The 25,691-nt window shown below is 67.7% G+C and carries 22 protein-coding genes; 5 read left to right on the top strand and 17 right to left on the bottom strand.

The genetic code is table 11. The features are described from left to right. Positions 1-32: 32 nt before the first annotated feature. Complete coding sequence (locus H261_RS02805) at positions 33-3,362, bottom strand: transglutaminase family protein (protein WP_008614141.1); 3,330 nt, start codon at positions 3,360-3,362, stop codon at positions 33-35. A gap of 183 nt (positions 3,363-3,545) precedes the next feature. On the opposite strand from H261_RS02805, the gene H261_RS02800 reads away from it, so the two are divergent. From H261_RS02800 to H261_RS02780, 5 genes are all read left to right on the top strand, one after another. Further along, positions 3,546-5,018, top strand: a complete 1,473-nt coding sequence (locus tag H261_RS02800; protein ID WP_008614120.1) for a circularly permuted type 2 ATP-grasp protein — start codon at positions 3,546-3,548, stop codon at positions 5,016-5,018. Between the two features lies 1 nt (position 5,019). Next, on the top strand, positions 5,020-5,976 hold the full coding sequence (locus H261_RS02795) for an alpha-E domain-containing protein (RefSeq protein WP_008614103.1): 957 nt from the start codon (positions 5,020-5,022) through the stop codon (positions 5,974-5,976). A gap of 9 nt (positions 5,977-5,985) precedes the next feature. Further along, the gene (locus tag H261_RS02790; RefSeq protein ID WP_008614101.1) at positions 5,986-7,197 is read left to right on the top strand and encodes a CaiB/BaiF CoA transferase family protein; all 1,212 of its coding nucleotides are present in this window, start codon (positions 5,986-5,988) and stop codon (positions 7,195-7,197) included. Between the two features lie 162 nt (positions 7,198-7,359). Next, the gene (locus H261_RS02785; RefSeq protein ID WP_008614099.1) at positions 7,360-8,214 is read left to right on the top strand and encodes a transketolase; all 855 of its coding nucleotides are present in this window, start codon (positions 7,360-7,362) and stop codon (positions 8,212-8,214) included. Further along, entirely contained in the window at positions 8,211-9,158 is a 948-nt protein-coding gene (locus H261_RS02780; RefSeq protein ID WP_008614096.1) for a transketolase family protein, read from the top strand. The genes H261_RS02785 and H261_RS02780 overlap by 4 nt, the downstream gene beginning before the upstream one ends. Before the next feature lie 59 nt (positions 9,159-9,217). Here the strand turns inward: H261_RS02780 and H261_RS02775 are convergent, their stop codons facing one another. From H261_RS02775 to H261_RS02700, 16 genes are all read right to left on the bottom strand, one after another. After that, complete coding sequence (locus tag H261_RS02775) at positions 9,218-11,176, bottom strand: B12-binding domain-containing radical SAM protein (RefSeq protein WP_008614094.1); 1,959 nt, start codon at positions 11,174-11,176, stop codon at positions 9,218-9,220. Further along, positions 11,173-12,105 (bottom strand): class I SAM-dependent methyltransferase, encoded by a 933-nt coding sequence (locus tag H261_RS02770; RefSeq protein ID WP_008614093.1) that lies wholly within the window; start codon positions 12,103-12,105, stop codon positions 11,173-11,175. The genes H261_RS02775 and H261_RS02770 overlap by 4 nt, the downstream gene beginning before the upstream one ends. Before the next feature lie 55 nt (positions 12,106-12,160). After that, positions 12,161-14,368, bottom strand: a complete 2,208-nt coding sequence (locus tag H261_RS02765; protein WP_008614091.1) for a glycosyltransferase family protein — start codon at positions 14,366-14,368, stop codon at positions 12,161-12,163. Between the two features lie 88 nt (positions 14,369-14,456). Beyond that, the gene (locus H261_RS02760; protein ID WP_008614075.1) at positions 14,457-15,452 is read right to left on the bottom strand and encodes a GHMP family kinase ATP-binding protein; all 996 of its coding nucleotides are present in this window, start codon (positions 15,450-15,452) and stop codon (positions 14,457-14,459) included. Between the two features lie 111 nt (positions 15,453-15,563). Next, positions 15,564-16,277 carry a nucleotidyltransferase family protein gene (locus H261_RS02755; protein WP_008614073.1) on the bottom strand — a complete coding sequence of 238 codons (714 nt, stop codon included), beginning with the start codon at positions 16,275-16,277 and terminating at the stop codon, positions 15,564-15,566. A 2-nt stretch (positions 16,278-16,279) separates the two neighbouring features. Further along, positions 16,280-17,293 (bottom strand): GDP-mannose 4,6-dehydratase, encoded by a 1,014-nt coding sequence (locus tag H261_RS02750; RefSeq protein ID WP_008614071.1) that lies wholly within the window; start codon positions 17,291-17,293, stop codon positions 16,280-16,282. 32 nt (positions 17,294-17,325) lie between these two features. Continuing rightward, positions 17,326-17,841 (bottom strand): dTDP-4-dehydrorhamnose 3,5-epimerase family protein, encoded by a 516-nt coding sequence (locus tag H261_RS02745; RefSeq protein WP_008614070.1) that lies wholly within the window; start codon positions 17,839-17,841, stop codon positions 17,326-17,328. Beyond that, the gene (locus tag H261_RS23175) at positions 17,831-18,433 is read right to left on the bottom strand and encodes an NUDIX hydrolase (protein WP_008614069.1); all 603 of its coding nucleotides are present in this window, start codon (positions 18,431-18,433) and stop codon (positions 17,831-17,833) included. Before H261_RS23175 ends, H261_RS02745 begins: the two co-directional genes overlap by 11 nt. Further along, positions 18,433-19,917: a B12-binding domain-containing radical SAM protein gene (locus H261_RS02735; protein WP_008614068.1), complete on the bottom strand. Its 1,485-nt coding sequence runs from the start codon at positions 19,915-19,917 to the stop codon at positions 18,433-18,435. Before H261_RS02735 ends, H261_RS23175 begins: the two co-directional genes overlap by 1 nt. Positions 19,918-20,096: 179 nt before the next feature. Next, positions 20,097-20,684 (bottom strand): uracil-DNA glycosylase family protein, encoded by a 588-nt coding sequence (locus H261_RS02730; protein ID WP_008614067.1) that lies wholly within the window; start codon positions 20,682-20,684, stop codon positions 20,097-20,099. Continuing rightward, on the bottom strand, positions 20,681-21,346 hold the full coding sequence (locus H261_RS02725; RefSeq protein ID WP_152426669.1) for an HAD-IA family hydrolase: 666 nt from the start codon (positions 21,344-21,346) through the stop codon (positions 20,681-20,683). The genes H261_RS02730 and H261_RS02725 overlap by 4 nt, the downstream gene beginning before the upstream one ends. A gap of 2 nt (positions 21,347-21,348) precedes the next feature. Then, on the bottom strand, positions 21,349-21,825 hold the full coding sequence (locus H261_RS02720) for a cupredoxin domain-containing protein (protein ID WP_008614065.1): 477 nt from the start codon (positions 21,823-21,825) through the stop codon (positions 21,349-21,351). Then, the gene (locus H261_RS02715; protein ID WP_008614064.1) at positions 21,822-22,247 is read right to left on the bottom strand and encodes a cupin domain-containing protein; all 426 of its coding nucleotides are present in this window, start codon (positions 22,245-22,247) and stop codon (positions 21,822-21,824) included. Before H261_RS02715 ends, H261_RS02720 begins: the two co-directional genes overlap by 4 nt. Positions 22,248-22,249: 2 nt before the next feature. Continuing rightward, positions 22,250-22,855 carry a glutathione S-transferase gene (locus H261_RS02710; protein ID WP_008614063.1) on the bottom strand — a complete coding sequence of 202 codons (606 nt, stop codon included), beginning with the start codon at positions 22,853-22,855 and terminating at the stop codon, positions 22,250-22,252. Positions 22,856-22,951: 96 nt separating this feature from the next. Beyond that, positions 22,952-23,665 (bottom strand): DUF4198 domain-containing protein, encoded by a 714-nt coding sequence (locus H261_RS02705; RefSeq protein ID WP_008614062.1) that lies wholly within the window; start codon positions 23,663-23,665, stop codon positions 22,952-22,954. 8 nt (positions 23,666-23,673) lie between these two features. Continuing rightward, entirely contained in the window at positions 23,674-25,680 is a 2,007-nt protein-coding gene (locus H261_RS02700) for a TonB-dependent receptor (protein WP_152426668.1), read from the bottom strand. Positions 25,681-25,691 lie beyond the last annotated feature (11 nt).

Genomic DNA, 25,691 nt, shown 5'->3' with positions numbered 1-25,691 from the left:
TCCCCTCCCCCAAGTCGCGACGGTGTTAGCGCCTATTGTAGCCTCAGGTCCAGTGTATTTGGGTAGTCGGGATGCACCGCGCCAGCCTCCACCCGCATCGGCCCGTGGGAATGGCCGAAGGCGAAGAAGCGGGCGCGGCGCCGCGCCTCGGCCTCGTAGGCATTGACCGGGAAGGTGTCGTAGCTGCGCCCGCCGGGATGGGCGACGTGATAGGTGCAGCCCGCCACCGCCTCGCCGGTCCAGGTATCCACCAGGTCGAAGACCAGGGGCGTATGCACGCCGATGGTGGGATGCAGGCACGACGCCGGCTTCCAGGCGCGGTACCGCACGCCCGCCACCCATTCCCCCGAGACGCCGGTGGGCGCCAGCGGCAGACGGCGGCCATGGCAGGTCACCACGTAGCGGTCGCCCACCAGCCCGCCGACCTTGACCTGCAGCCGCTCCACCGAGGAATCCACATAGCGCACCGTGCCGCCGGCGCCGGGCTCCTCGCCCATGACGTGCCAGGGCTCCAGCGCGGTGCGCAGTTCCAGGCGCACGCCGCGATGGGTGACGGCGCCCACCGCCTGGAAGCGGAATTCCAGATGGGGGGCGAACCACGCCCGGTCGAAATGAAGACCGCCGGCTTCCAGCCATTCCAGCACCTCGTCCAGATCCTTCTCGATCCAGTGGGGCAGCATGAAGCGGTCGCGCAAGGAGGAGCCGAAGCGCACCAGCTTCTCGACATAGGGCTCGTCCCAGAAGCGGGCCACCAGGGCGCGCAGCAGCAATTGCTGCACCAGGCTCATGCGGGCATGGGGCGGCATCTCGAAGGCGCGGAACTCAACCAGCCCCAGCCGCCCGGTGGGACCGTCGGGGGAATACAGCTTGTCGATGCAGATCTCGGTGCGGTGGGTATTGCCGCTGGCGTCGATCAGCACGTTGCGCAGCACCCGGTCCACCACCCAGGGCGCCACGCTGCCGGTGCCCCGGTGCGGCAACTGGCCGAGAGCGATCTCCAGTTCATACAAGGTGTCGTCGCGGGCCTCGTCGACGCGGGGATGCTGGCTGGTCGGGCCGATGAACATGCCCGAGAACAGATAGGACAGGCTGGGATGATTCTGCCAGAAGCGGATCAGGCTGCCCAGCAGATCGGGGCGGCGCAGGAACGGGCTGTCGGCGGGGGTCCAGCCGCCCAGCACCATGTGGTTGCCGCCCCCCGTCCCCACATGACGGCCGTCGACCATGAACTTCTCGGTCCCCAGGCGGGCCTGATGGGCTTCGTCGTAGAGAATCTCGGTGCTGGCCACCAGTTCGCGCCAGTGCTCCACCGGATGGACATTGACCTCGATGACGCCGGGATCGGGGGTGACCTTGATGATCTTCAGGCGGGGGTCGTTGGGCGGCGGATAGCCTTCCACATGGACGGGCGTACCGAACTCGGCGGCGGCAAGCTCGACGGCCGCGATCAGGTCGAGATACTGCTCGGCGGTTTCCACCGGCGGCAGGAAGACGTTGAGACGGCCGTCCCGGGGCTGGACGCACAGCGCGGTGCGCACGTTTTCCGAAACCAGCCCCTTGGCGGTCTCCACGGGCCGCAGGTCCACCGGAATCTGCGGCAGCACCGTGGCCTTGGGCGCGCCCGATCCCGGGACCCGCTCGGTCTGGGCGCGCTGGCGCCGGACCGGGGCCATGGGGCCCCGCGGCTCGAAGGGATCGCGTTCATGGTGATAGGGATAGGCGTCGGCGGAAATCCACGGCAGGGATTCCAGCGGCAGGCGCAGGCCCAGCGGCGAATCGCCGGGAATGGTCAGCAGCTTGCCGTCCCGGGTCGGCCATGGCCCGGTGATCCAGCGGAAGGTGTCCCTGGCCTGCCAGGGCTGCAGCGGCAGGACGTAGCCGGTGGGCATCCCTAAGCCGCGCTTGAACACCGTGGCCAGCCGGGCGCGCTCCTCGGGATTTTCCAGTTTGGAATCGATGGGGTCCACATTGATGGGCAGGGCCTGTTCCCGCAGCAGGTAATAGGCCGGGTCCTCCCAGGCGGGCATGGCGTAATCGGGATCGACGTTCAGATGGCGGCACAGCGCCTGCGAGAAGTCGCGGGCCTGTTCATGGGTGGGGGAGTTGTCCTCGGCCTCCAGAGCGATCAGCCGGGGGTCGCGCCACACCGCCTCGCCATCGTCGCGCCAGATCAGCGAGAAGGCCCAGCGCGGCAGGCTTTCGCCCGGATACCACTTGCCCTGGCCATAGGCGATCAGCGCGCCCGGCGCGAAGCGGTCGCGCAGCCGGCGGATCAGGGTATCGGCGAAGGCCCGTTTGGTGGGGCCGACGGCGCTGGTGTTCCATTCCTCCCCATCGGGATCGGCGGTGGCGAGGAAGGTGGGCTCGCCGCCCTGGGTCAGGCGCACGTCGCCCTGCTTCAGCTTCTCGTCCACCAGATCGCCCAGCGCCAGCACGGCCTGCCATTGCCCGTCGGTATAGGGCTTGGTGACGCGCGGCGTCTCCATCACGCGGGTGATGGCCATGCAATGCTCGAAATCCACCTTGCACAGCTCGACCGCGCCGGTGATGGGCGCCGCGCTGGTGGGATCGGGCGAGGCGGCGAGCGGGATATGCCCCTCGCCGGTCAACAGGCCCGAGGTGGGGTCGAGACCGATCCAGCCGGCGCCGGGCAGATAGACCTCGGTCCAGGCGTGCAGGTCGGTGAAATCCTCCGCCGCCCCGGCCGGGCCGTCCAGCGGCTTGACGTCGGGAACCAGCTGGATCAGGTAGCCCGACACGAAGCGCGCGGCAAGGCCCAGGCGGCGCAGGATCTGCACCAGCAGCCAGGCGGAATCCCGGCACGAGCCCTTCTTCAGCCCCAGGGTCTGTTCCGGAGTCTGCACCCCCGGCTCCATGCGGATGGTGTAGCTGATGTCGTCCTGCAACCGCTGATTCAGGGCCACGAGGAAATCGGCGGTCTGGGTCGGACGGCCGATATCGATGGAGGCGACGTAATCAGTGAGCAGCGGCCCGGCCGCGTCGCACAGCAGGAACGGCTTCAGCTCGTGATCCAGGGTCGGATCGTAGGCGAAGGGAAAGTGCTCGGCCTGGGGCTCCAGGAAGAAGTCGAAGGGATTGACCACCGACAGGTCGGCCACCAGATCCACATCCACCGTGAACGAATCCACCTTGTCGGGGAAGACCAGCCGGGCCAGCCAGTTGCCCTGGGGGTCCTGCTGCCAGTTGATGAAATGTCCCTTGGGCTCCACATTCAGGGAATAGGACAGCACCGGGGTGCGGGCATGGGGCGCCGGGCGCAGCCGCACCACCTGCGGCGATAGAACGACCGGTCGGTCATACTTGTAGCTGGTGGTGTGGCGCAGCTTGACGTGAATGCCCATGATCATCCGGACGAAAGTGGCGAGACGAGGTAGCCAGGGTAGCACACCCCCATCGGGTTGTTATGGATAAAAGCCCCCAAATTCAGCATGCTGCCATGCCTGCCTTAAATTTGATCAATTCAAGATGCCGCGATAAACTGCACGCCGCGCCACCCGGAACAGGCGCCGAAAGGGGGACCATCCATGACCCGGCCTAGACTCGCCCTGCCCGCCCCCGGCCTGTTGTCGGGCTACGATCCCGCCGAATTCTTCTGCGAGGCGCTGTCGGCCAGGGACGACGGCGCCGCCGAACTGGCGGCCATCGCCCAGCGCCTCAACGCGCTGGACCCCGACGATCTGCGCCACCGCACCGCCCGGGCCGAGAAGGAGCTGTTCGATCTGGGCATCACCTTCACCGTCTATTCCGACAAGGACGCCATCGACCGCATCCTGCCCTTCGACGTGCTGCCGCGCGTCATCACGGCGGGCGAGTGGACGCGCCTCGAGGCCGGCATCGTCCAGCGGGTCACCGCCATCAACCTGTTCCTCGCCGACCTCTACGGCGGCCAGAAGATCCTGGCCGACAAGGTGGTGCCCGCCGACCTGGTGCTGGGCAACGTCAATTTCCATTCGTTCATGCGCGGCATGAAGGTGCCGTGCGGCACCTATTCCCATGTATGCGGCATCGATCTGATCCGCGACCAGGACGGCCTGTTCCGGGTTCTGGAGGACAACGCCCGCACCCCGTCCGGCGTGTCCTACGTGGTCGAGAACCGCAACCTGATGCTGCAATGCTTCCCCGATCTGATGGAAGGCACAAGGGTGCGGGCGGTGGACGATTACGGCCTGATGCTGCGCCGCGCCCTGGAGGAGATCGCGCCCGCCGGCGTGGACGAGCCCACCGTGGTGCTGCTGTCGCCGGGCATCTACAACTCGGCCTTCTTCGAGCACGTCTTCCTGGCCCGCGAGATGGGCGTCCCCCTGGTGGAGGGCCGCGACCTGGTGGTGGAGAACGACCGGGTCTACATGCTGACCACCGCCGGGCGGGCGCCGGTGCACAGCATCTACCGCCGCATCGATGATTTCTTCCTGGACCCCAAGGTGTTCCGCCCCGATTCCATGCTGGGCGTGCCGGGGCTGATGGAGGCCTACCGCAAGGGCAACGTGTCGCTGGCCAACGCGCCGGGCACCGGGGTGGCCGACGACAAGGCGGTCTATGCCTACATGCCGCGCATCATCAAGTACTACCTGGGCGAGGACGCCATCCTGCCCAACGTCGAAACCTTCATCTGCCGCGAGGCGGCGGGGCTGCAATACACCCTCGACAACCTGGAGCACCTGGTGGTCAAGCCGGTGGGCGAATCGGGGGGCTACGGCATGATCCTCGGCCCCAAGGCCACCAAATCCGAGATCGACGAGTTCCGCGCCAAGCTGAAGGCCGACCCGGCCAATTACATCAGCCAGCCGATGATCGGCCTATCGGTGTCGCCCACCCTGACCGGCAAGGGCACCCAGCCGCGCCACGTGGACTTCCGCCCCTTCGCGGTGACCGGTGCCTCGACCCGGGTACTGGCCGGCGGCCTGACCCGGGTGGCCATGAAGGAGGGATCGCTGGTGGTCAACTCGTCCCAGGGTGGCGGGTCGAAGGACACCTGGGTTCTGGCGGAGGGCGCGTGACATGACCGAATTGCTTGCCCGCAACGCCGATTGCATCGTCTGGCTGGCCCGCTACATGGAGCGGGCCGAGAACCTGGCCCGCATCCTGGGGGTGGCCGAGACCTTCGCCCGCGACCGGGCCGGGCGCAACTGGCTGGCGGTGGTGCAGATCAACGCCGACGAGAAGCGCTTTTTCGCCCGCCACCGGGAGGCCGACGCCCGCACGGTGCCGCACTTCTATATCCTGGACCCGGACAATCCCAACTCGATCCTGTCCTCGGTCAAGTCGGCGCGCGAGAACGCCCGCACGCTGCGTCCCATGATCTCCATCGAGATGTGGCGCCAGATCAACCGCATGAACAGCTGGATGGCGGGGCTGTCGGCCAACGCGGTGGGGCCGGCCAATCTCGCCGCCCTGTGCGAGGAGATCAAGGAGGCCTGCCAGTTGCACGTCGGCATCACCGAGGGCACCTTCTACCGCGACCAGGCCCATTACTTCTATCACCTGGGCAAGTCGGTGGAGCGCGCCGACCAGACCACCCGCCTGCTGGACATCAAGTACCACACCCTGCTGCCCCGCCCCGAGGACGTGGGCTCGGCGCTGGATATCAGCCACTGGAACGCCCTGCTGAAGGCGGTAGCCGGCTATCAGGCGTCCCGCCGGGTGATGGCGGGCAAGATCACGCCGCGCTCGGTGGCGGCCTTCCTGCTGTTCTCGGATTCCTTCCCGCGCTCGGTGATCCTGTGCGTGCGGCAGATGGACTGGCTGCTGTCGCAACTGCGCACCCGCTACCACCTGCGCGGCGGGGTCAAGGCCCTGGAACTGCTCGACGAATTGCGGGCCGCGCTGACCGATCAGACCATCGATCAGGTCATCGATCTCGGCCTGCACGAATTCATCGACTGGGTGCAGCGCCAACTGATGTTGATCTTCGCCGAGATTCAGGACAGCTTCTGCGTGTCGCGCCAACCGCAGTGATGTCGCTCCATGACCGGACCGCTTTCGCATCTTCGCGTTCTCGACCTCAGCCGGGTGCTGGCCGGGCCCTGGGCCAGCCAGTTGCTGGCCGACATGGGGGCCGAGGTGATCAAGGTGGAGCGCCCGGGCGAGGGTGACGACACGCGGGGCTGGGGGCCGCCCTTCCTCAAGGACGGCGAGGGCAACGACACCGGCGAGGCCGCCTATTTCCTGTCGGCCAACCGGGGCAAGCGCTCGGTGAGCATCGACTTCACCTGTCCCGAGGGCCAGGCGCTGGTGCGCCGGCTGGCCGCCCGGTCGGACGTGGTGCTGGAAAACTTCAAGGTGGGCGGGCTGGCCAAGTACGGCCTCGACTACCCGGCCTTGAAGGCGGTGAAGCCCGATCTGGTCTATTGCTCCATCACCGGCTTCGGCCAGGACGGCCCCTATGCGGGCCGTGCCGGCTACGACTTCCTGATCCAGGGCATGGGCGGGCTGATGAGCCTGACCGGCGAGGCGGAGGGCCAGCCCATGAAGGTGGGCGTGGCGCTGACCGACATCTTCACCGGCATGTATGCCGGCTTCGCGGTGCTGGCCGCCCTGGCCCGGCGCGACCGCACCGGCGAAGGCGGCCACATCGATCTGGCGCTGCTCGACGTCCAGGTGGCGGTGCTGGCCAATCAGGCGGCCAATTACCTGGTGGGCGGCACGGTGCCGCGGCGCCTGGGCAACGCCCACCCCAACATCGTCCCCTATCAGGCCTTCGCCACCGCCGACGGCCACATCATCCTGGCGGTGGGCAATGACGGCCAGTTCCGCCGTTTCTGCGAGACCGCCGGGCGGCCCGACCTGGGGAGCAATCCCCGCTACGCCACCAATGTGGAGCGGGTCCGGAACCGCGCCGAGCTGGTGCCGACGCTCGAAGCCCTGCTGGCGGCGCGGTCCTCGGCCGAGTGGATCGCCGCGCTGGAAACCGCCGGCGTGCCCTGCGGCCCCATCAACGACCTCGCCGGCGTGTTCGCCGATCCCCAGGTGATCCACCGCGGCCTCAGGACCCGGCTGGACCATCCCCTGGCCGGCGGCATCGATCTGGTGGCCAATCCCATCCGCCTCGACGGCGCCCAGGCTGTCTCCGGCCGCGCCCCCCCCCTGCTGGGCGCCGACACCGCCGAGGTGCTGGCCGATCTGCTGGGCCTGGACGCCGCCGAGATGGCGCGGCTCAAGGCGGCCGGCGTGGTGTGACCGCCCCCCTTTCCCCGGCCTGACGATTTTTTGCGGCGGGTAAGGAAATATAAAGCAGGCCAGTGACTAACTGGTGCGACGTCGGTCGCAGTCGCGCCGAGCTCCCACCGGGAGCAGCCCCGCGGGACCCGCCATTCATTCTCAGAAGGAGAATTTCGGACCATGTCCAAGACCACCGCCGGCTCCAATAGCCGCGCTCCCGACCTTGTGGAGAAATCCGAGAAACTGAGGCGAATGACCCTGGAGACCTGCATCAAGGCCCGGACCGGTCATGTGACCTCGTGCATGTCCTGCATCGAGATCCTGGTCGCCCTCTATCACGGTGGCATCCTGCGGGTCGATCCGCAGAACCCGCAATGGGAAGGCCGCGACCGCTTCATCCTGTCCAAGGGCCAGGCCAGCCCGGCGCTCTACGCCATCCTGGCCGACATGGGCTTCTTCGACCCCAAGGAACTGGAGAAATTCGCCCAGGCCGAGGGCATCTTCGGCGTCCACCTGCAGCACACCGTGCCGGGTGTCGAGACCACCGCCGGCTCGCTGGGCCTGGGCTTCGGCTCCGCCGCCGGCCTGGCGCTGGCCAACCGCATGGACCGCAAGAACAACCTGGTGGTCACCCTGCTGGGCGACGGCGAGCTCTACGAGGGCTCCATCTGGGAAACCGCCATGTTCGTCGGCCATCACCAGTTGAACAACCTGGTGACCATCGTCGACCGCAACTACCTGTGCACCACCGACTTCACCGAGAACCTGATCCGCCTCGAGCCCCTGGCCGACAAGTGGGCCGCCTTCGGCTTCGCGGTGGAGCGCATCAACGGCCACGACACCGACGCGCTGATGGACGTGCTGGGCTATGCCCGTTCGCGCCGCTCGACCAAGCCGCTGGTGATCATCGCCGACACCGTCAAGGGCCAGGGCATCGAATGCATGGCCAACGAACCCATCTGGCACGGCGCCGCCCCCACCGGGGCCATGGTTGAAAAGGCAAGGGCCGACCTGGAAAGGAGCTTCCTGCGATGAGCGCCGTGACTTCGAACCTTCCCCAGCGCGACGCCTTCTGGACCCGGGTCTACGAGATCGCCCGCCAGGACCGTGACGTGATCATCATCTCGGCGGATATGGGCGCTCCGGCGCTCGACAAGATCCGCCTGGACCTGCCCAACCAGTTCATCAATGCCGGCATCGCCGAGCAGAACGCCATCGTGGTGGGCTCCGGCCTCGCCATGGCGGGCAAGAAGGTGTTCGCCTACGCCATCGCCCCCTTCATCACGCTGCGCTGCCTGGAACAGGTCCGCGTCAACAACTGCATGATGAAGATCCCGCTGACCCTGGTCGGCGTCGGCGCCGGCTTCGGCTACCAGGATTCCGGCCCCACCCATCACATGCTGGAAGACATCGCCGTGATGCGGGCCTTCCCGACCATCGAGATCGACAGCGTCTCGGACAGCGTGATGGCCGCCGACGTGGCCGAGCGCTCCATCAAGGAGCGGCGGATCAACTACGTCCGCCTCGACCGCCAGACCCTGCCCGACCTGTACAAGACCGGCCACGACTTCCGCCCCGGCCTCGACGTGCTGCGGCCCGGCAAGGACATCATGCTGGTGGGCACCGGCATCATGACCCATGCCGCGCTGGAGACCGCCGAAATCCTGTCCAAGAAGGGTATCGACGCCGGCGTGGTCGATCTCTACCGCCTGCCGGTCAACGCCCCCGCCCTGCTGAACGCCGTCAAGGGCGCCAAGAAGGTCGCCACCCTGGAGGAGCACTTCCTGCCGGGCGGCATGGGCAGCGCCGTGGCCGAGGTTCTGGCCGACGCCGGCTCGACCCTGCCGCTGAAGCGTCTGGGCCTGCCGGTGGAGAAGGGCTACTGCTACACCTATGGCGGCCGCGACGCCCTGCACAACTGGTACGGCATCGGCGCCGAGCAGATCATCGACTCCCTGATCGGCTTCGCCAAGGGCTGAGCCCACGGGAAAGAAAAAGGGCCCGCCGGAGCGATCCGGCGGGCCCTTCGTTTATGGGATCACGTCCCCGTCTGGTTGAGCAGGCGGCCGCTCTTGCGGCCCCACAGCAGCACCTCGCGGGCGAGGCGGGGCAGGTCGCCGGCATAGTCCACCGGATCGACCCGGAGGCGGCCGCCGCCGCGGGTCAGGTCGGGGCGGTCGGCGTCGAAGAAGCGTTCGAACCATTGCGGCAGGTTGAAGACGAAGTCATGGGCGCCCGCCGCCGCCGCGATGTTGAGGGTCGGCACCGCCAGACTCTGGTAGCGCACCACCTCGGCCAGTTCCTCGGCGTCGAAATCCACGCCCCGCCCGGCCAGGAACTCGGCCAGCAGATCCCCCATCTCGGCGAAGGCGCGGGCCGGGTCCTTGGCCAGCTTCAGCCATGCGGCCTCTTCCTCCTCCCAGTAGATGCCGCCGGTGCCCTCCACCTCGGTGCCGCGTCCGCCGCCGGCCAGCAGGTCATCGGTCTTGGCCCAGAAGCCGGCGACGATGTCGGCGAACAGCGGGGTGCGCCCGGCGTCGTAGCGCCGGTCGGCCAGCCACAGGGGGAAGGCGGAATAGGGAACGCCCAGCCGGGCCGACAGCCAGGTCATGACGAAGAACCCGGCCTTCAGGCTGAACAGCAGCATCACCGCCCACGAGAAGGCCAGCATGCGCCGCCATTCCTCCACCGACAGGGTGTCGGTGGCGATCAGGATGTCCTCGTACTCGGTGACCCAGTCGGGATCGGTCACGCTGCCGTGCACCGGCAACGCCTTGACCCGGTGGGTGCGGATGCCGAATTGGGCCATGTAGTCGGGATCGGCCAGTTCGGTGTTGGGCAGCACCTGGCAGATATAGAGGTACAGCTGGTTCTTCAGCCCGGCTTCCAGCACCGTGTCGATACCCTTGACCCAGCTGTCCGCCGTCTCGCCCGGCAGGGCCAGGATCAGTTCGGTATAGACCGGCACCCCCGCCTCGTTGAAGGCGCGCTGCAGGCCCTCGGCCACCGACAGCTTGATGTTGTCGCGCTTGATGTTCTTCTGCACCTCGGGCGAGATGCTCTGGTAGCTGATGGTGATGCCCTTCTCCAGCCCGTGCCGGTGAAGCAGGCGGCCGATCTCGAGGATCTTCTCGTCGGTGTTCTTGCCGTAGCAGGAGCGGAAGGCCTCGGGGAAGCCCATGGCCTGCTTGGTCTCGACGATCTTCTGGGCGATCTCGATGTCGCGGCGGTGCATGCCGAAATTGGAATCGGCGTTGAACAGGTAGCGGATACGGTGCCTGGCCATCCACTCGATCTCGCCGAAGGTCCGTTCCAGACTGGTGTAGCGGTACTTGCGGCTCAGGCCGCCCTTGCCCCAGTAGCAGAAGGTGCAGTGGAAGGGGCAGCCGCGGTTGGTCTCGATGATCGCCTGGAAATTCTTGTCGGGATGAGTGACGAACAGATCGTCGAACAGGCCGGTGAGATAGGGCGAGGGGTAGGAATCCAGGTCGCGCTGGAAGGGCCGCTCGGAATGGTCGATGCGAATCTCGCCGTCGGGCGCCCGCCAGGCGGTGCCGCCCAGCCCGTCCATGTCGCGCCGCCCCTCGGCCAGACGTTCCAGGATGTCGGAAAACGCCTCCTCGCCCTCGCCGCGCACCGCGATGTCGAGGAAGGGGTTGGCGGCGAAGAAGGCCTCGGGCCGGTGGGGCACCTGGGCGCCGCCCATGACGATGGTGCAGGCGGGGAAGCGCTCCTTGACCCGCCGCGCCACCTCCAGGCTGAGCTGCTCGTTCCACAGCGACAGGGAGAAGGCGGCGACGAAGGGGGCGTCATGCCGGTCGACGATGGGGCCGGGAGCCTCGATATGGAAGTTGAAGGGCATGAATTCATAGGCATCGGCCAGGGCCGGCCGGGTCAGGGCATAGGCCTTGAGCAGGCCCGACACCAGGGGCAGATAGGTGGTATTGCCCATCAATAGGTTGAATTCGTTGAAATAAACCCGCCGCTTGGCGCTCATTTCGGCCTCCACACCACGAAGCTGTGGCCGTCATGGAACAGACTTCCATAGGTGCGCCGGAAACCGAGGATTTCAACCCGTCCCTCGGCCTCGAGCGCGCGCAGCCGCGTCACCCAGCCGTACAGGTAATTGCGCTTGCGGTCGTAGCGCTCGGCCAGCACGTCGGGCAGGCGCTCGGGATCGTGCAGCTCGTTGAAGCAATCCAGGTTGGCGACGATGCGCGGCTTCTGAGCCAGCACGAAGTCGAGGAAGGCGTTGAACTCGGTACCCAGTTGCTCCAGGGAGCCGACGGTGAGCACGCCGGCACCCTCGCCCAGCCTCACCTCGTCGCCGGGCCGGAACATGTCCAGCACCCGGCCCTGGATGTTGAAGCCGTGGTGCCGGGCCATCTCGGCGATGATCTCGCGGCTGGCCGAGGCCCAGTCGTAGCCGAACAGCGGCCGGCCGGGAAACAGCCGGGCGGCGGGCACCAGGTTCTGGGCGGTGCCGCAGCCGAATTCGTGGATCTCGCTGGCGTCGGCGAAGTAATAGCTGAGGATGAAGGTCACCAGGACGCGGATGTAGTCCACGTCGAACTCGCGGGAATGGGGCTGGATGTAGTCGCCCAGCATGCGCACCGGCTCGCCCCGGCGCACGAAGCGCGGCACCAGGGCGGAAAGGTCGAAATTCGACTTGCGGAAATCCTCGAGATTCTCGCTCCAGCCGGCTTCCCAACGGGCGTGGCGGTGCTTGCCCGCCGCCTCCAGCGGCCGCTCCAGCTCGCGCAGGATGCGCAGGATCAGGCGGTCGCGGTCCTCGCCCTCGAAACGGTGGTGGGAGAAGTCGGCGGCCTCGACCAGCTTCACCACCGGCGGCGGCAGTTCGGACGGCGCCACGCCGAAATGGGAGGCGATCTCGGCGGTTCCGTAGCGAAGGGTCTGGGGACTCATGGCTTCTCCTTTGGCGTCCGCCGCGTTTCTGGCGGCCGGGTGGTGGCGGTACAACTCAGGCGGCGGCGGCGAGGTCCACGCCGCGCAAGGGCAATCCATAGCGCCGGGCCAGTTCCGTCGCCTCGGGACACAGTTCGGCGTTCACGGCGGTGCGCTTGAGGTACATGCCCAGCCGGTCGATCACCACCTGGGCCTCGGCCACCCGGCCGCGCTCCATCAGCAGATGGACGGCCAGGGGCGACAGGTCGTGGAGCGCGGTGTAGTCGTTGTCGATGGCGGCGGCCAGATTGTCGCGGAAGACCTCGAACCATTCTTCCAGGCCGTTGTCGGCCAGGCCGAAGGCGGCGCGGACATACAGCCGCTGGGCGCTTTCGTTGACGGCGAACAGGGTCAGCGAGCGGTCGGCCAGGGCGGCGGCGCGGGCGTATTCCACCAGGGCGTCGTTGCCCGACAGCGTGCGGGCGCGCTCGATGGCCATTTCGGCCCGATGGTTCAGCGCATAGCTGCGCCAGACCGCCTCCTCCGGCACCAGTTGCGCCAAATCGGGGCAACGGTCGCGGACCTTGGCGTCGGCCAGCCAGTAGAAGCCGTTGAGGCGGTCCATCTGGCGGGGAAAGCTCTCGTTCGGGCGCAGCGTCAGGCCGCCGTCCGCCACCCGCTTGAAGGCGTGCTCGGCGACCTCGGTGAAGCCCCCCAGGCGCAGGCACAGGGCGCGGGTGTATTCCAGTCCCAGGGACTCGGGAAATTCCGCCTGTCCCTGGACGATGGCGTCGTAGAGGTGGCCGATCCAGTCATTGGCGAAGGCCACGGTGGACACGATGGCCCGGCGCACCCAGAACGGCGACCGGGTCTGGTCGAACACCCGCCGGGCCTGATCGGGGCGCTGGGACAGCAGCCAGGGTTCGGTGATGCCCACCCATTCGCGCCGGACCGGCGCGGCCAGCGGCTGGTCGGCCTTGCGGATGCCGCCCATCTCCACCTCGGTCATGAAGAACAGATGGCGCAGGAAGCGCATGGCCCGCAGGTTCTCGGCATCGGGCATCAGGTCGTTCAGTTCGGCTTCCATCCGTTCGGTCTGGGGCCGGAACTCCGCCAGGATGGCGTCGTAATTGCCGAGATGGGCCTCGATGTCAGCGACCGAGTGCTCCAGCCGGTAGCGGGGGAAGCAGGCGAAATCCTCGCTGAAGATGTAGGGGACGCCGCTTTCCTCCTCGACCAGCTGCAAGGCGCCGTGGGCCAGGGATTCGAACGGCCTGATGCTCAGCGAATTGGTGGCGCGCACGCTGTTGATGGTGAAGCGGGAATTGGACAGCAGGCCGTAGAAATGGCCGTAATCCAGGTAGCCCTCGACCACCCGCACGTCGAACTTGGGATCGAGCCGGGCCAGCGAGACGATGCGCTGGCGCTTGTCGCGATAGAAGTCGTGGGTCACGCCGCCGGTGAAGACGATATCGCACTTGCGCTCGCGCTTGTCGTCGAAGGCCGTCTTCAGGCCGCTCACCTGGGGCACCTTCAGGGACAGGGGATAGAAGAAGGTGGTGCCCTGGACGCCGAAGGCCCGGTTCAGCTCGATCTCTTCCCAGGTGCTGAGATTGACCACCAGGTCCACCTCGGGCATCACCTCGTCGAGCATCTCGTAATACCACTCGTGGTCATGGGGATTGACCACCACCGGCGCGCCCAACTCGCGCAGCCCGACCGGCATCATCTTGAAGTCGTCGATCAGCACCAGATCCACCGGCGGGCCGGGCGGCACCTTGCTCGACAGGGGGGCGCCCATGGGTAGCGAGGTGGCCTCGTCGCCCAGCATGTGCGAGGTGAGGATCAACTCGACGCCCGGCACCTCGAAGAAGCCGCTCAGCCGTTCGGGGCGGCCGAAATCGGAATGGAAGACCACGCGGAAGGACTTGCGGGCGATCAGGGCCTCCAGGCGCTCGAGCCGCCCGTCCTCGCCGCCCAGCGCCAGCCCCTGGGCGATCCAGCCCTTGGCGGCGGCCTCGTCGCCGTCGCGCCAGGCGCCATAGGCGCGGTACAGGCAGACGAAGGCGCTGTCCACCCCGTGGCGGTCCAGGACCTTTTCGCCCCCCAGCCGGTTGCCCAGCAGGATCAGCGCGCAGCCGCGCAGCTCGGGCCGCCCGGCCCCGAAGCGGGCGACATAGACGTAGTCGTGGGCGGCGAAGGCGGCATCCAGCGACGGATGAACCGCCTCGAGGCGGTCATTGGGCAGGCGGAGCGGAAAGGGAATCCTCTTGACGGCACTCATCGGGGCTCCAGTCCTCCTCGGCGCACACTTCATACGTCAGCGGCCTGTTCATCCCCGAAATCCGTGGCGTGAATCCGGGGGCAGGGCACTAGGCCCGCCCATCCTCGATGGCGCGGGCCCCTTCCTCGTCGATCTCGAACGGCACGTGGATCAGCGACCCCAGGGCGCGGCGCACCGCATCGGCGGCGCCCTCGGGCACGTAGAACACCATGAAGCCGGCCCCGCCGGCCCCCAGCAGCTTGCCGCCCAGGGCGCCGGCCGCCATGGCCTTTTCATAGACCTCGTCCACCACCGAGGTGGTGATGCCGCTTTCCAGCCCGCGTTTCAGGCGCCAGGTCTCGTCCAGCATGCGGCCGAAATCGTCCAGGTCGCCGTGGCGCAGGATGGCCGCCGCCTCGTCGACCATGGCATGCATGCGGCGCAGCCGGTCGTTCTTGGCCTCCATGTTGCCGATGATCTTCCTGGCCAGTTCGGCGGAAAAGCGGTTCATGCCGGTGTAGAACAGCATCAGGCGGCCTTCCAGCGCCGCCTGGCGTTCCGCCGAGAGCCCCAGCGGCTCCACCCGGATGGACCCGTCGGTGTTGAAGCGGATGACGTTGAGCCCGCCATAGGCCGCCGCCACCTGGTCCTGGTAGCCGCCGGCCTCGCCCAGGACGTTGCGCTCCAGGTCGATGGCGGCCAGGGCCAGTTCGTGCTTGCCGATGGCCTCGCCCCGCATGGCCTTCAGGGCCTGGATCAGTCCCACCGCGAAAGAGGAGCTGGAGCCGATGCCGGTGCGGGCCGGCAGGTCGCCCTGGTGGTGGATCTCCACCCCCCGGCGGTCGTCGAAGCCGTAGACCGGCAGGGCGGCGCGCACCGCCGGATGCAGAATCTCGCCGATGGACTGCACCACCTCGATATGGGACCAGACGATCCGGTGCATATGGGGGAAATAGGGGGGGAAATAGCGGCAGGTGATGTAGCAGTACTGGCGGATGGCCGAGGACAATACCGCGCCGCCATTGGCCAGATACCAGGCCGGGTAATCGGTTCCTCCCCCGAAGAACGATACCCGGAACGGCGTTTTCGTCACCACGAAAGACATCGATCGCAACCCCACCCCGCCCGAATCCGCATCGGCTCCGTGCCGGGGACGCCAAGCATCAAGATGCAGGGTAAAATGATAAAATGAGAGCGTTAATAAACCATTACCGGATCAGAATAAAGCAGCAACAAAATCATCAGCAAGAACAACAGAGTCCGGCGTTCCTATATCAAGAAATGATCCAGAACACACATCGACAGCCATGGAAGCACCATCCGCCAGCAGCGCCGGAAATATATCAGTCTCCATGCTCATCATTTTGTTTCTTGCAAATTTATCAAAAATAGACTTGCGGAAGATATAGACGCCACCATTGATCAGTCCGGCACCCGGCCGCTTCTCGGTGAAGCCGCGCAGCAGGCCGTCGCCCCCCACCTCCAGCGAGCCGAAACGCGCGGCGTCGGCCACCTCGACTCCGATCACCGCCCCGTCCAGCCCGCCGTCGCGCACCCGGTGGAACAGCGGGCCGATCCCGGCATCCAGCAGGGAATCGCCGTTCATCACCAGCACCCAATCGCGGCAGAAATCCAGGCAGGCGATCACCGCGCCGCCGGTGCCCAGCGGCCGGACCTCGCGCACGCAGGACAGGCGGGCCCGCCCGGCCAGAGCGGCCTGGCGGGCCGCCGCCCAGTCCTCGACGATCCCGGCCATGTGCCCCACCGACAGCACCATGTCGGTGATGCCGCGCCGCAGCAGCCACTCGGTCACCCAATGGAGGAAGGGCTGGCCGGCGGCGGGGATCATCGGCTTGGGGATGTCGGGATAGAGCCCGGCGATGCGGGTGCCCCGCCCCCCGGCCAGCACGATGGCGGAAAGGTCCTCCATGCTCATCGGTTGGGATAGGTGCGGCCGGACCGGATGGCGTCGCGCCAGTATTCCAGCAGATCGGCCATGGTCGTCTCGAAGGGGATCACCGGCTCCCAGCCGGTATGGGCCCGGAACTTGCCGGTGTTCGGCACCTGGAGATCGGCGTCGATGGGCCGCACCCTTCCGGGATCGGTCTCCACCGTGATGTCCTTGCGGGTGGACAGCGACAGCAGGTGGTTCAGCATGTCCTCCACCGTGCAGGAGAAGGTGCCGCCGATGTTGTAATAGGCGCCGGGCTGGGGATCGACGGTGACCAGCAGGTAATAGGCCCGCACCGCGTCGCGCACGTCGGCCCAGGTGCGCATGGACTTGAGATTGCCGGTCTTGACCACCGGCGGAAGGATGCCGGCCTCGATCATGGCGATCTGCTTGGCGAAGGTGGATTCGGCGAAGACGTCGCCGCGCCGGGGACCGGTATGGGTGAACATGCGGGTGGTCATCACCCGCATGCCGTAGGCCTCGGCGTAATAGCGCCCCACCAGATCGGTGCCCACCTTGGAGATGGCGTAGGGCGAGGCCGGGTGGAAGGTGCATTCCTCGTCGATGGGCAGCTTCTCGGCGGGCACCCGGCCGAACACCTCGGACGAGGCGCAGACATGGATCACCGGCGCGGCGCCGAGGGGCCGCAGCGCCTCCAGCAGGCGGGCGGTGCCCATGATGTTGGTGTCGAGGGTGTCCAGCGGCGCGGTGAAACTGGTCTTGGGATAGGACTGGGCGGCCAGGTGGAAGACGTAATCGGGCTTCACCTCGTCGACCATGTGGATCATGGAAATGGTGTCGCGCAGCTCGAAATCGGTGAGGAACAGGCGGTCACGCGCGTTGACGCGCCCCATCAGGTGCCGCAGATTGTCCAGCGGGCTGCGCCAGCGGCAGGCCCCCCAGATATCCCAGTCGGTGTGTTCCAGCAGGAAGTCCACCATGTGGGAGCCCACCATGCCGGTGACCCCGGTGATCAGCGCGCGCTTCTTCGCCATGTCCTTATCCCCTTCCCTTGATGGCCGGGCGGTCAGTCCAGCCCCTGGTCGCGGCGCGACAGGATGGGATCGGTGCGCGGCCACCACAGGCCGTAGGCCGGGTCGTTCCACAGGATGGTGAACTGGGAGGCGCGGTCGTACTGGCTGTTCTGCTTGTAGTGAAAGATGGCCCAGTCGGAGAGGACCAGATGGCCGTTGCCGAATTTCGGCGGGATCAGCACCTGCTGCCGGTTGGTGTCCGACAGGGTGAAGCTGGTCCACTGGCGGTACTGGGGCGAGGCGGGATCGTTGTTGACCACCACCAGATAGAAGCGGCCGTGCAGGCACGACACCAGCTTCCAGGTGCCGCCGTCGCCGTGGATGCCGCGCAGCACGTTGTGCTGCGAGACCGAGATGTCGTCCTGGACGAAGTCCACGTCGATGCCTGCGGCGTGATAGAGCTCGCGGTTATAGGTCTCGATGTAATGGCCCCGGAAATCCTCGAAAATGGTGGGGGGCGTGACCAGCAGCACGCCGTCCAGGGCGGTCTTCTGTACCTCAACCTTCATGTTCGTTCTCTCCCTTGGGCAGGGTCTCCGCCCTCGCCTTGATCTCGTCCATGGGCGCCGACAGGATGTCGAGGCCCAGCTTGACCGATGCCAGCCCGATGAAGCCGATGGCCGCCGGCTGCTCCAGTTCGCCGGTGCGGATGGCCCGGGCCAGTTCCCCCCGCGTCATGCGCACCAGTTCGATGCCCGCCTCGGGCGCCGCGCCGGGAATGGGGGTCGCGTCGAAGGCCAGCATGAAGAATTCCCGCTGGGTGTTGCGGTTGAGCTGCGGCCGGGCGATGCCCAGCAGCCGCACGCCGGACACCGCGTGGGCGGTCTCCTCGGCGATCTCGCGCACCGCCGCCGCCGCGCAGCCCTCGCCCCCGTCCACCCCACCCGACGGCACCTCCAGGGTCTGGCGGCCCAGGCAATGGCGGTACTGGCGCACCAGCAGCACGTCGCCCTGGGGCGTGAAGGGCAGGCAGATGGCCCCGTCGGACGCCACCAGACGGTAATGGGGAAGCTCGCCCGGCCGTTCCGCCGCCGTCTCCTCGATGGAGAAGAACGGCGTGGCGAACGCCACCCGGAAGGCCGGCGGCTTGGGAGGCGTCATCACTGCCCCAGGATCTTGCGCTTCATCGGCACCTGGGTCATGCGGCCCACATGATCGACCACCTCCTGGCCGAACACGTCGCGCACCATGTCCAGGTATTTCGGGTTGGTGAAATAGTCCGTCCAGGCCTTGTCGCGGAAGCCCAGGATATCGGCGGCGCTGAGCGCGTCGTTGGCCAGCGGCAGGGTCTCGTAGCCGTGCTGGGAGAAATGATGCCATTCGTGCGGCAGTTCCAGCCCCTTCTCCACCGCCATGTCGTAGAGCTTGGAGCCGGGATAGGCCATGGCCGAGTAGAAATTGGCGAATTCGCAGTTCAGCTCCTGGGCGAGGTCCAGGGTCTGCTGCATGCGGCCCATGGTGTCGTCGGGCAGGCCGAAGACGTAATTGCCGATGATGTGGATGCCCGCCGACTGGATGCGGCGCACCGTGTCGATGACGTCCTGGTTGCTGAACACCTTTTCCGCGCCGTCGCGCACATAATCGCTGGCGCTCTCGATGCCGAGGCAGATCCAGTTGACGCCGCCCGCCTTCAGCTTGTCGAGCAACTCGTCGTGCATGGTGTCGACGCGGCCATAGGCCCAGATGTTGACCTCGTAGTCCCGCGCCGCCAGCAGGTCGCAGATGCCCGCCACATGGCGCTTGTTGAGCACGAACATCTCGTCAACGAACTTGATGTTCTTGACGCCGTAGCGCTCCACCAGGAAATCGATCTCGGACACCACCACCTGCGGGCTCCACAGCCGGTAGCTGGGCTTGCCGAACGGGGCGTTGATGCAGCAGAAGCTGCAATGATACGGGCAGCCCAGCGATGTATGCATGGAGGCGTAGGGCTGGCGCTCGTTGATGTGGGTGAAGCAGTGCCAGTTATGGGCGCGGTAGCGGTCCATGGGCAGCAGATCCCAGGCGATGCCGGGCATCTCGCCGTCCAGGTCGGTGACCAGCGGCTCGCGCTCGGCGGGGGCCTGGATGCGGCCCTCGGCATCGCGCCACCACAGGCTGGGCACGTTGGCGAAGCCGTCCTGCCCGGCCTTCAGCGCCTGCAGCGTCTTCCAGATGGTCACCGGGCCTTCCAGGTCGCAGACGAAATCCACCGCCTCGTCCTGCATGGTGCGCCGGGGCAGCGCCGCCGGGTGGGTGCCGGTCATCAGGATCTTGACGTCGCCCTTGGCCTCCTTGATCAGCCGGGCGATCTTGCCCGCCGAACCCATGTTCTGGGTCGAGGCCGACGGCTGGAAGCCGTAGACCGGAATCACCACCAGCTTGGGGCTGTACTCCTCCACCGCCACCCGCGCCGCCTCGGCGGCGGGAACCATCATGGCCGGCGTGTCGTAGATGGCCACCGACGCGCCCTTCTGGCGGGCATAGGTGGCGAACAGACCGGCGAAGACCGGCGGCTCGATGCCGCAGAACTCGTCGCCCAGGTCCTGGTAGATCTGCTTGCGGTCGCCGGGATTGATGAACAGGATGTCGATGGATTCGGCCATGATGGAATTCTTTCAGCATGTCGGCGCGGATTTCACCGCGCGGGTCGAGCCCTTTTTCGAGAAACGCCTTCGAACATATGGGCCCGCCACGGCTCCGGCGCGAGGGCGGCGGGAACCGGACGGGGGCAGACTCGTTTATGCCCCCCAAGTTCCTAATGCCGGGTGAACGAGTGCGAAAATCAGCCGGCGATCCCCGCCACCAGCCGCCGCGCCTCGGGCAGCAATTCGGCGGCGAACCAGGGGTTCTTCGCCTCCCAGGCGATGGTCCGCCACGAGGGATGGGGCAGCACCAGGAAGCGCGGCAGATAGTCGCGCCACGCCGCCACGGTCGCGGTCAGGGTGGCCTTTCGCCGCGCCCCCAGGTGATGGGCCTGGGCGTGGGAGCCCACCAGCAGGACGAGGCCGAGATCGGGCAGATGCTCCAGCACCGCCTGGTGCCACAGCGGCGCGCATTCCGGCCGGGGCGGCCGGTCGCCGCCGCGGGGCAGGCGGCCGGGATAGCACAGGCCGGTGGGCAGGATGGCGATGCGCGCGGCGTTGTAGAAGCCGTCGCGGCCCAGGTCCAGCCACTGACGCAGCCGATCGCCGGAGCGGTCGTTCCAGGGAATACCCGTCGCGTGCACCCTGGTGCCCGGCGCCTGACCGATGATCAGCAGCCGGGCGGTGGCCGACAGACGGAACACCGGATTGGGGCCGAGCGGCAGATGGGCCTCACACACCCGGCAGGCCCGCATGCGGGCCGCCAGTGCGTCCAGCCCCCCGCTCATCCCTTGAGATCGATCAGCCGGGCTAGGCTGACGCCGCCCAGATCGGGCAGCACCGCCAGGGCGCCGTCGAAATTCTGTCCCCTGGTGTAAAGGCTGGGGGTAATCACCACCTTGAGGCCGATGGAGGTGGCGGCCGCCAGCCCGTTGGAGGAATCCTCGAGCACAAGGCATTTGTCGGCCGGCAGATCCAGGCGCTTCAGCACCAGGGCGTAGACCTCCGGGTCGGGCTTCTTCTTCCGCACGTCCTCGGCGCAGGCGATGGTGTGGAAGAAGGCCTTGCGCGCGCCCAGCAGCGCCTCGACGTTGACCCGCGCCGCCGTGGTGGCGATGGCCAGCTTCAGCCCCTGGGCCCGCGCCGACGAGATCAGGGATTCCACGCCGGGGCGGAACGACACCTGCCCGCTGGCCACCAGCTTGGTGTAGATCTGGTTCTTGCGCCCGTGCAGCGCGGCCACCAGTTCGGGCGAGGCGTCGGGGGCGAAGGCCAGGATGCGCTCCTTGCCGCCCGACACCTTCAGCAGATGGCGGTAGATGGCCTGGTTCCAGGTCCAGCTGAGCCCGGTTTCCGAAAAGGCGCGGTTGAAGGCGTAGCGATGCGCCTCCTCGGTCTCGGCCAGGGTACCGTCCACGTCGAAGATCAGGGCGGCGACCCGGGTCATCATCGTCAGCGCACCACGTCGATGACGCCGCGCTCGCCCAGGGACGGGTGGCCGATGGCGGAGCATTCATAGGTGTAGGCGCCGAAGCGGGCCGGCACGAACCACAATTCCTTGGTCTGGCCCGCCGGGATGGACAGGCTTTCGATCCACGGCCCTTTCAGGGTCTGGCCGCCGCCGCGCACGCTCTCCACCGCGATGTCGGCAAAGAACTGCCGGGCGGAAAGGCCATGGTCGGACCCGGTGGCGTTGACCAGCACCAGCCGGGTGGCCCGGTCGCGGCGGAAGGTCCATTCCGCCGGCTGGAAGGCGTGGCCGTCGATGGTCACCAGCACCTCCTCGGGCGCCGCCCAATCGGTGGCGGCGACGATCTCGGCGGCATTGGCCACGAAGCCGGGCGGCGGGCGGTTGCTCACGGCATCCGACCCGGCGCAGGCGGCCAGGACGGAAAGCGATAGGGCGACGGCAAGCGCGCGCAGGGTCATCGTCCCGGGCTCCATCCCTTGGGGGCCATTTCGAAACCGGCGAACTCGAAGGCCGGCGACACGGTGCAGCCCACCAGGGTCCAGGCCCCGGCCGGCTCGGCCGCCTGCCAGCAGAAGGGCGGCACGATCACCTGGGGCGACTGGCCGGCGGCCAGATCGGGGCCCAGCATCTCGGTCCGTTGGCTCCGCCCGTCCGCCGACAGCAGCAGACGCAGCGGATCGCCGGCATGGTAGTGCCAGATCTCGGTGGCGTCGACCCGGTGCCAGTGGGAGCGCTCGCCGGCCCGCAGCAGGTAATAGATGGCGGTACCCGCCCCGCGGCCGCCACCCTCGGGAGCATGGCGCCAGGTCTCGGCGTAGTGGCCGCCCTCAGGATGGGGTGCGAGGCCCAGCCGGGCGATGATGGCTTCGGCGGTCTGCATCCTCAGTCCCGGGGCTCGGACTTGACCATGGAGGGGCGTTTGGCCGCCTCGGCGTACCATCCGGCCAAAGCGGGATGGGCGGCGCGCCAGTCCTCGGCGGCGAAGCGCAGATCGAGATAGCCGAGCGCCACCGCCGCGCCGATCTGGCCGATCAGGAAATCGCGGCCCCAGCCGGCACATTCCTCCTCCATGGCGTCCAGCCCCCGGGTGACGGCGCGGCTCTGCCGGTCGATCCAGTCGCCCCAGCGCTTGTCCTCGGGCCGCATGGTCATCTCGATGCGTTTGGTCACCGCCGCGTCCAGGATGCCGTCGGCCAGGGCGGCCAGCCGCAGCTGTTCCCAGCGCGCCCCGCCCGAGACAGGGAACAGCTTCTGTCCGTCATGCAGGGAATCCAGGTACTCGCAGATGACGGGGGAATCGAACAGCACCTCGCCGCCTTCGGTGACCAGGGCCGGCACCTTGCCCAGGGGATTGTCCCGGGGCAGATCGGTGTCGGGCGACCAGGCATTGGTCAGCACGAAGTCGAGCCGGGGCTCCAGCCCGGTCTCGGCGGCGACCACCCAGCACTTGCGGGCATAGGGCGAGGTGGTGGAATAACGCAGTTTCATGATGGGAGCCCCAAACCGGAAAAGGCGGAGACACCATGCTTGGGTCCCCGCCCCCCGCGAGTCAAGGGCGACAATGTTCTATCACCAATGCAGGCTTCAGCGGCCGAACACCAGCGTCGCCGCCAGGGCGTCCTCCGCCGCCAGATGCGGCGCCGACCCGGCAAGCTTCCGCGAGACGGAAAGCAGGGTGAGGCCCGGCCGGGACGGAATCGCCGCGAGGCCCGCGCCGTCGGCCTCGATCTTGACCACCGCCTCGTTCCTGGGATCGCCGACGGCGATGGACGCGCCGGCCAGCGGCCTGCCGTCGAGATCGACGCGGACCGTCAGAGGCTCGCCGGTCTTGAGCCGGTAGGGATCGGCCAGGGGAACGATCTCCAGCCGATGCCCCACCGCGCCGCCCAGGGGCTGGGCGCCGGGCAGCACCAGCTTGGCGAATTTCTGCGACCAGCGGCTGTCCTGGGCGTCGGGTACGTTCAGCCGGTTGGTGTTGCGGCTGCCCAGGGCGGTCTTGACCCAGAAGCCGCCGTCATAGCGGGCCGCCGCCACCCTCGCCCCCTCGGCGGCGGACGGAATGGCGAGCGGCGGCATGGTGTCGGAACCGGGCCTGACGGCGTCGAGCAGCGAGACCGTGCGGTTGCCCGGCGCCCGGGCGTTGACCTCGAACAGGCGGGAACGGTCGGCGCCGCCGCCTTCGCCGGTATGGCCGTAGACCGCCCGCACCCCGGCGGGATCGGGCTCCAGCCACAGGTCGTGGGCCAGGGCGGGAACGGCGGCCAGCAGGGTCAGGGCGGAAACGAGCAATCTCTTCATGGCGATCCTCACTGGAAACGGTAGACGATGCCGGTCATGGCGGTGAATTCCGGCTGGACGATGATGGTGGCGGAGGCCAGTTCGGCGTAGCGGTCGCCCAGGACCCAGGTTCCGTCGGCAAATACCGACAGGCCCGAGGCGAAGCCGTATTCCAGGCGCGACTGCACCACCTCGTAGGGCTTGGTCCGCAAGCTGGCGGTGTCGCTGGCGTATTTGCGGCCGTTGACCTGGATATTGAGCGAGCCGGCCAGATAATCGCCGTCATCGAAGGCGTGGCGTCCCTCGGCGCCCACATTGACGATGTAGTCGGGCACGTCGGTGACCTTGGTGGACGGCGCCCGGTCGAGCAGCCTGGCCACGACGCGGGTGGCCGAGGCATGGAGGCCGAGCAGGTCGTCCCTGTCCTTGACCAGATGGATGCGGGCCTCCAGGTCGATGCCGTCGCGCTGCGAGGCGCCCAGATTCTGGTAGATCCCCCCCACCGAGCGGATTTCCGAATCCTGGGTGGTGTGCCAGACCGTCCCCCGCAAGGTGGCGTCCAGGGGCAGTTCCACCTGGAGTCCGGCCTCCTGGCTGGTCAGCTTCTGAGCCTTCATGGCCAGGTTGGTGCGCAATTCGTCGGGCACGTTGGGCATGCGGAAGCCCCGGCCATGGTTGAAGAACAGGTCGAGTCCGGGCAGCGGCGTGACGGTGATGCCCGCCTTGGGGCTGAAGGCGCCGGTCTCCTGCTCTCCCGAGGCGGCCGAGACCCGCTTGTCGTCCACGTCGAACCACGCCTGATCGTAGCGCCCGCCGAGGGTCAGCTTGACCCAGCGGAGCGGCTTGACCTGTCCCTGGGTGAAGCCGGCCAGCAGGGTACGGCCGTAGTCCACGTCATAGACCCAGGACTGGAAATTCCGGGCAGTGGTGTTGCTCCGGGCGGTGGAAGCGTCGTCGTGGCGCAGATCGCCGCCCACCAGCAGCAGACCGGGCAGGCCCGCCACCTCGCCGCTCCAGCTCCGCTTGACGGTGGCGCCGCCCACGTTGCGGCGGTCGGCGGTGCGCACCTGCTGGCCGGTGGCATAGGTGGTGGCGTAGCGGACGAACTCATTGTTGTAGGCGTAGGCATTGGCCGTCCATCCCTGATCCGCGTTGGCGGGCATCCAGTTGAGCACCGCCATGCGCAGGCCGCTCAGGCCGCCATCGCTGGGACTGACGGCGGCGCGTTCCGACACCGTGCCGTTGCGGTAGGCGGCGATGGGGAAGTAGTTGGGCGCCCCCCAATCGCCGTCCGAGGCCTGCAGGCGCACCGACAGGATGCCGCCGTCCAGATCCTTGGACAGCTTGGCGAAGCCGTTCCGGCGCAGATAGGCGGAATTGTCGTGCCAGCCCTCGGTCTGAAAGGCCTCGGCCGCCACGTAGGGAACCAGCCCGCCGGGCAGGACCGCCCCGGCCCGGCTGTAGGACGCCATGCCGCGTTTGGTGGCGGACGAGCCGCCCGACAGGGCCAGCATGGGGGTGGCCCCGGCCCGCCTGGAGATCATGGCGATGGCCCCGCCCAGGGCGTCCTCGCCGTATTCGGCGCTGAACGGGCCGCGGATCACCTCTACCCGCTCGATCATCTCGGGCATGATCCAGTTGAGATCGGCGGAACCGATATTGCCCACCGTGGACAGCGGCATGCCGTCCACCACGCGGGCCAGTTCGCGGCCGTGATTGCCGGAGGAATAGCCGCGCATGGCGATGCCCACCGCCAGCCCGCCGGGCTGGAACCGCCCGATGGCCATGCCGGCCACCGGCCGGAACAGGTCGGTGTAGTGGCTGACCGGACGGCGTCCGATCTCCTCGGCGGTCATCACCGTCACCGAGGCCGGCAAGGCTTCCGGCGAGGATGAGACGGCGGATTTGGCGCTGCGTCCGGCCGTATCCGACACCACCACGGTGTCGACGACCTCTTCCTCCGCCAAGGCCCCCGCGACAGGCGCAAGCAATCCCATCACCGCGAGCGCCATCGCCCGCCGGTCCAATCCGTTCATGGTCACCATCT

It is taken from the genome of Paramagnetospirillum caucaseum, from assembly GCF_000342045.1.
GTDB lineage: Bacteria > Pseudomonadota > Alphaproteobacteria > Rhodospirillales > Magnetospirillaceae > Phaeospirillum > Phaeospirillum caucaseum.
Note: the sequence above shows the minus strand (reverse complement) of the source record. Positions and strands in the feature narration are given on the sequence as shown.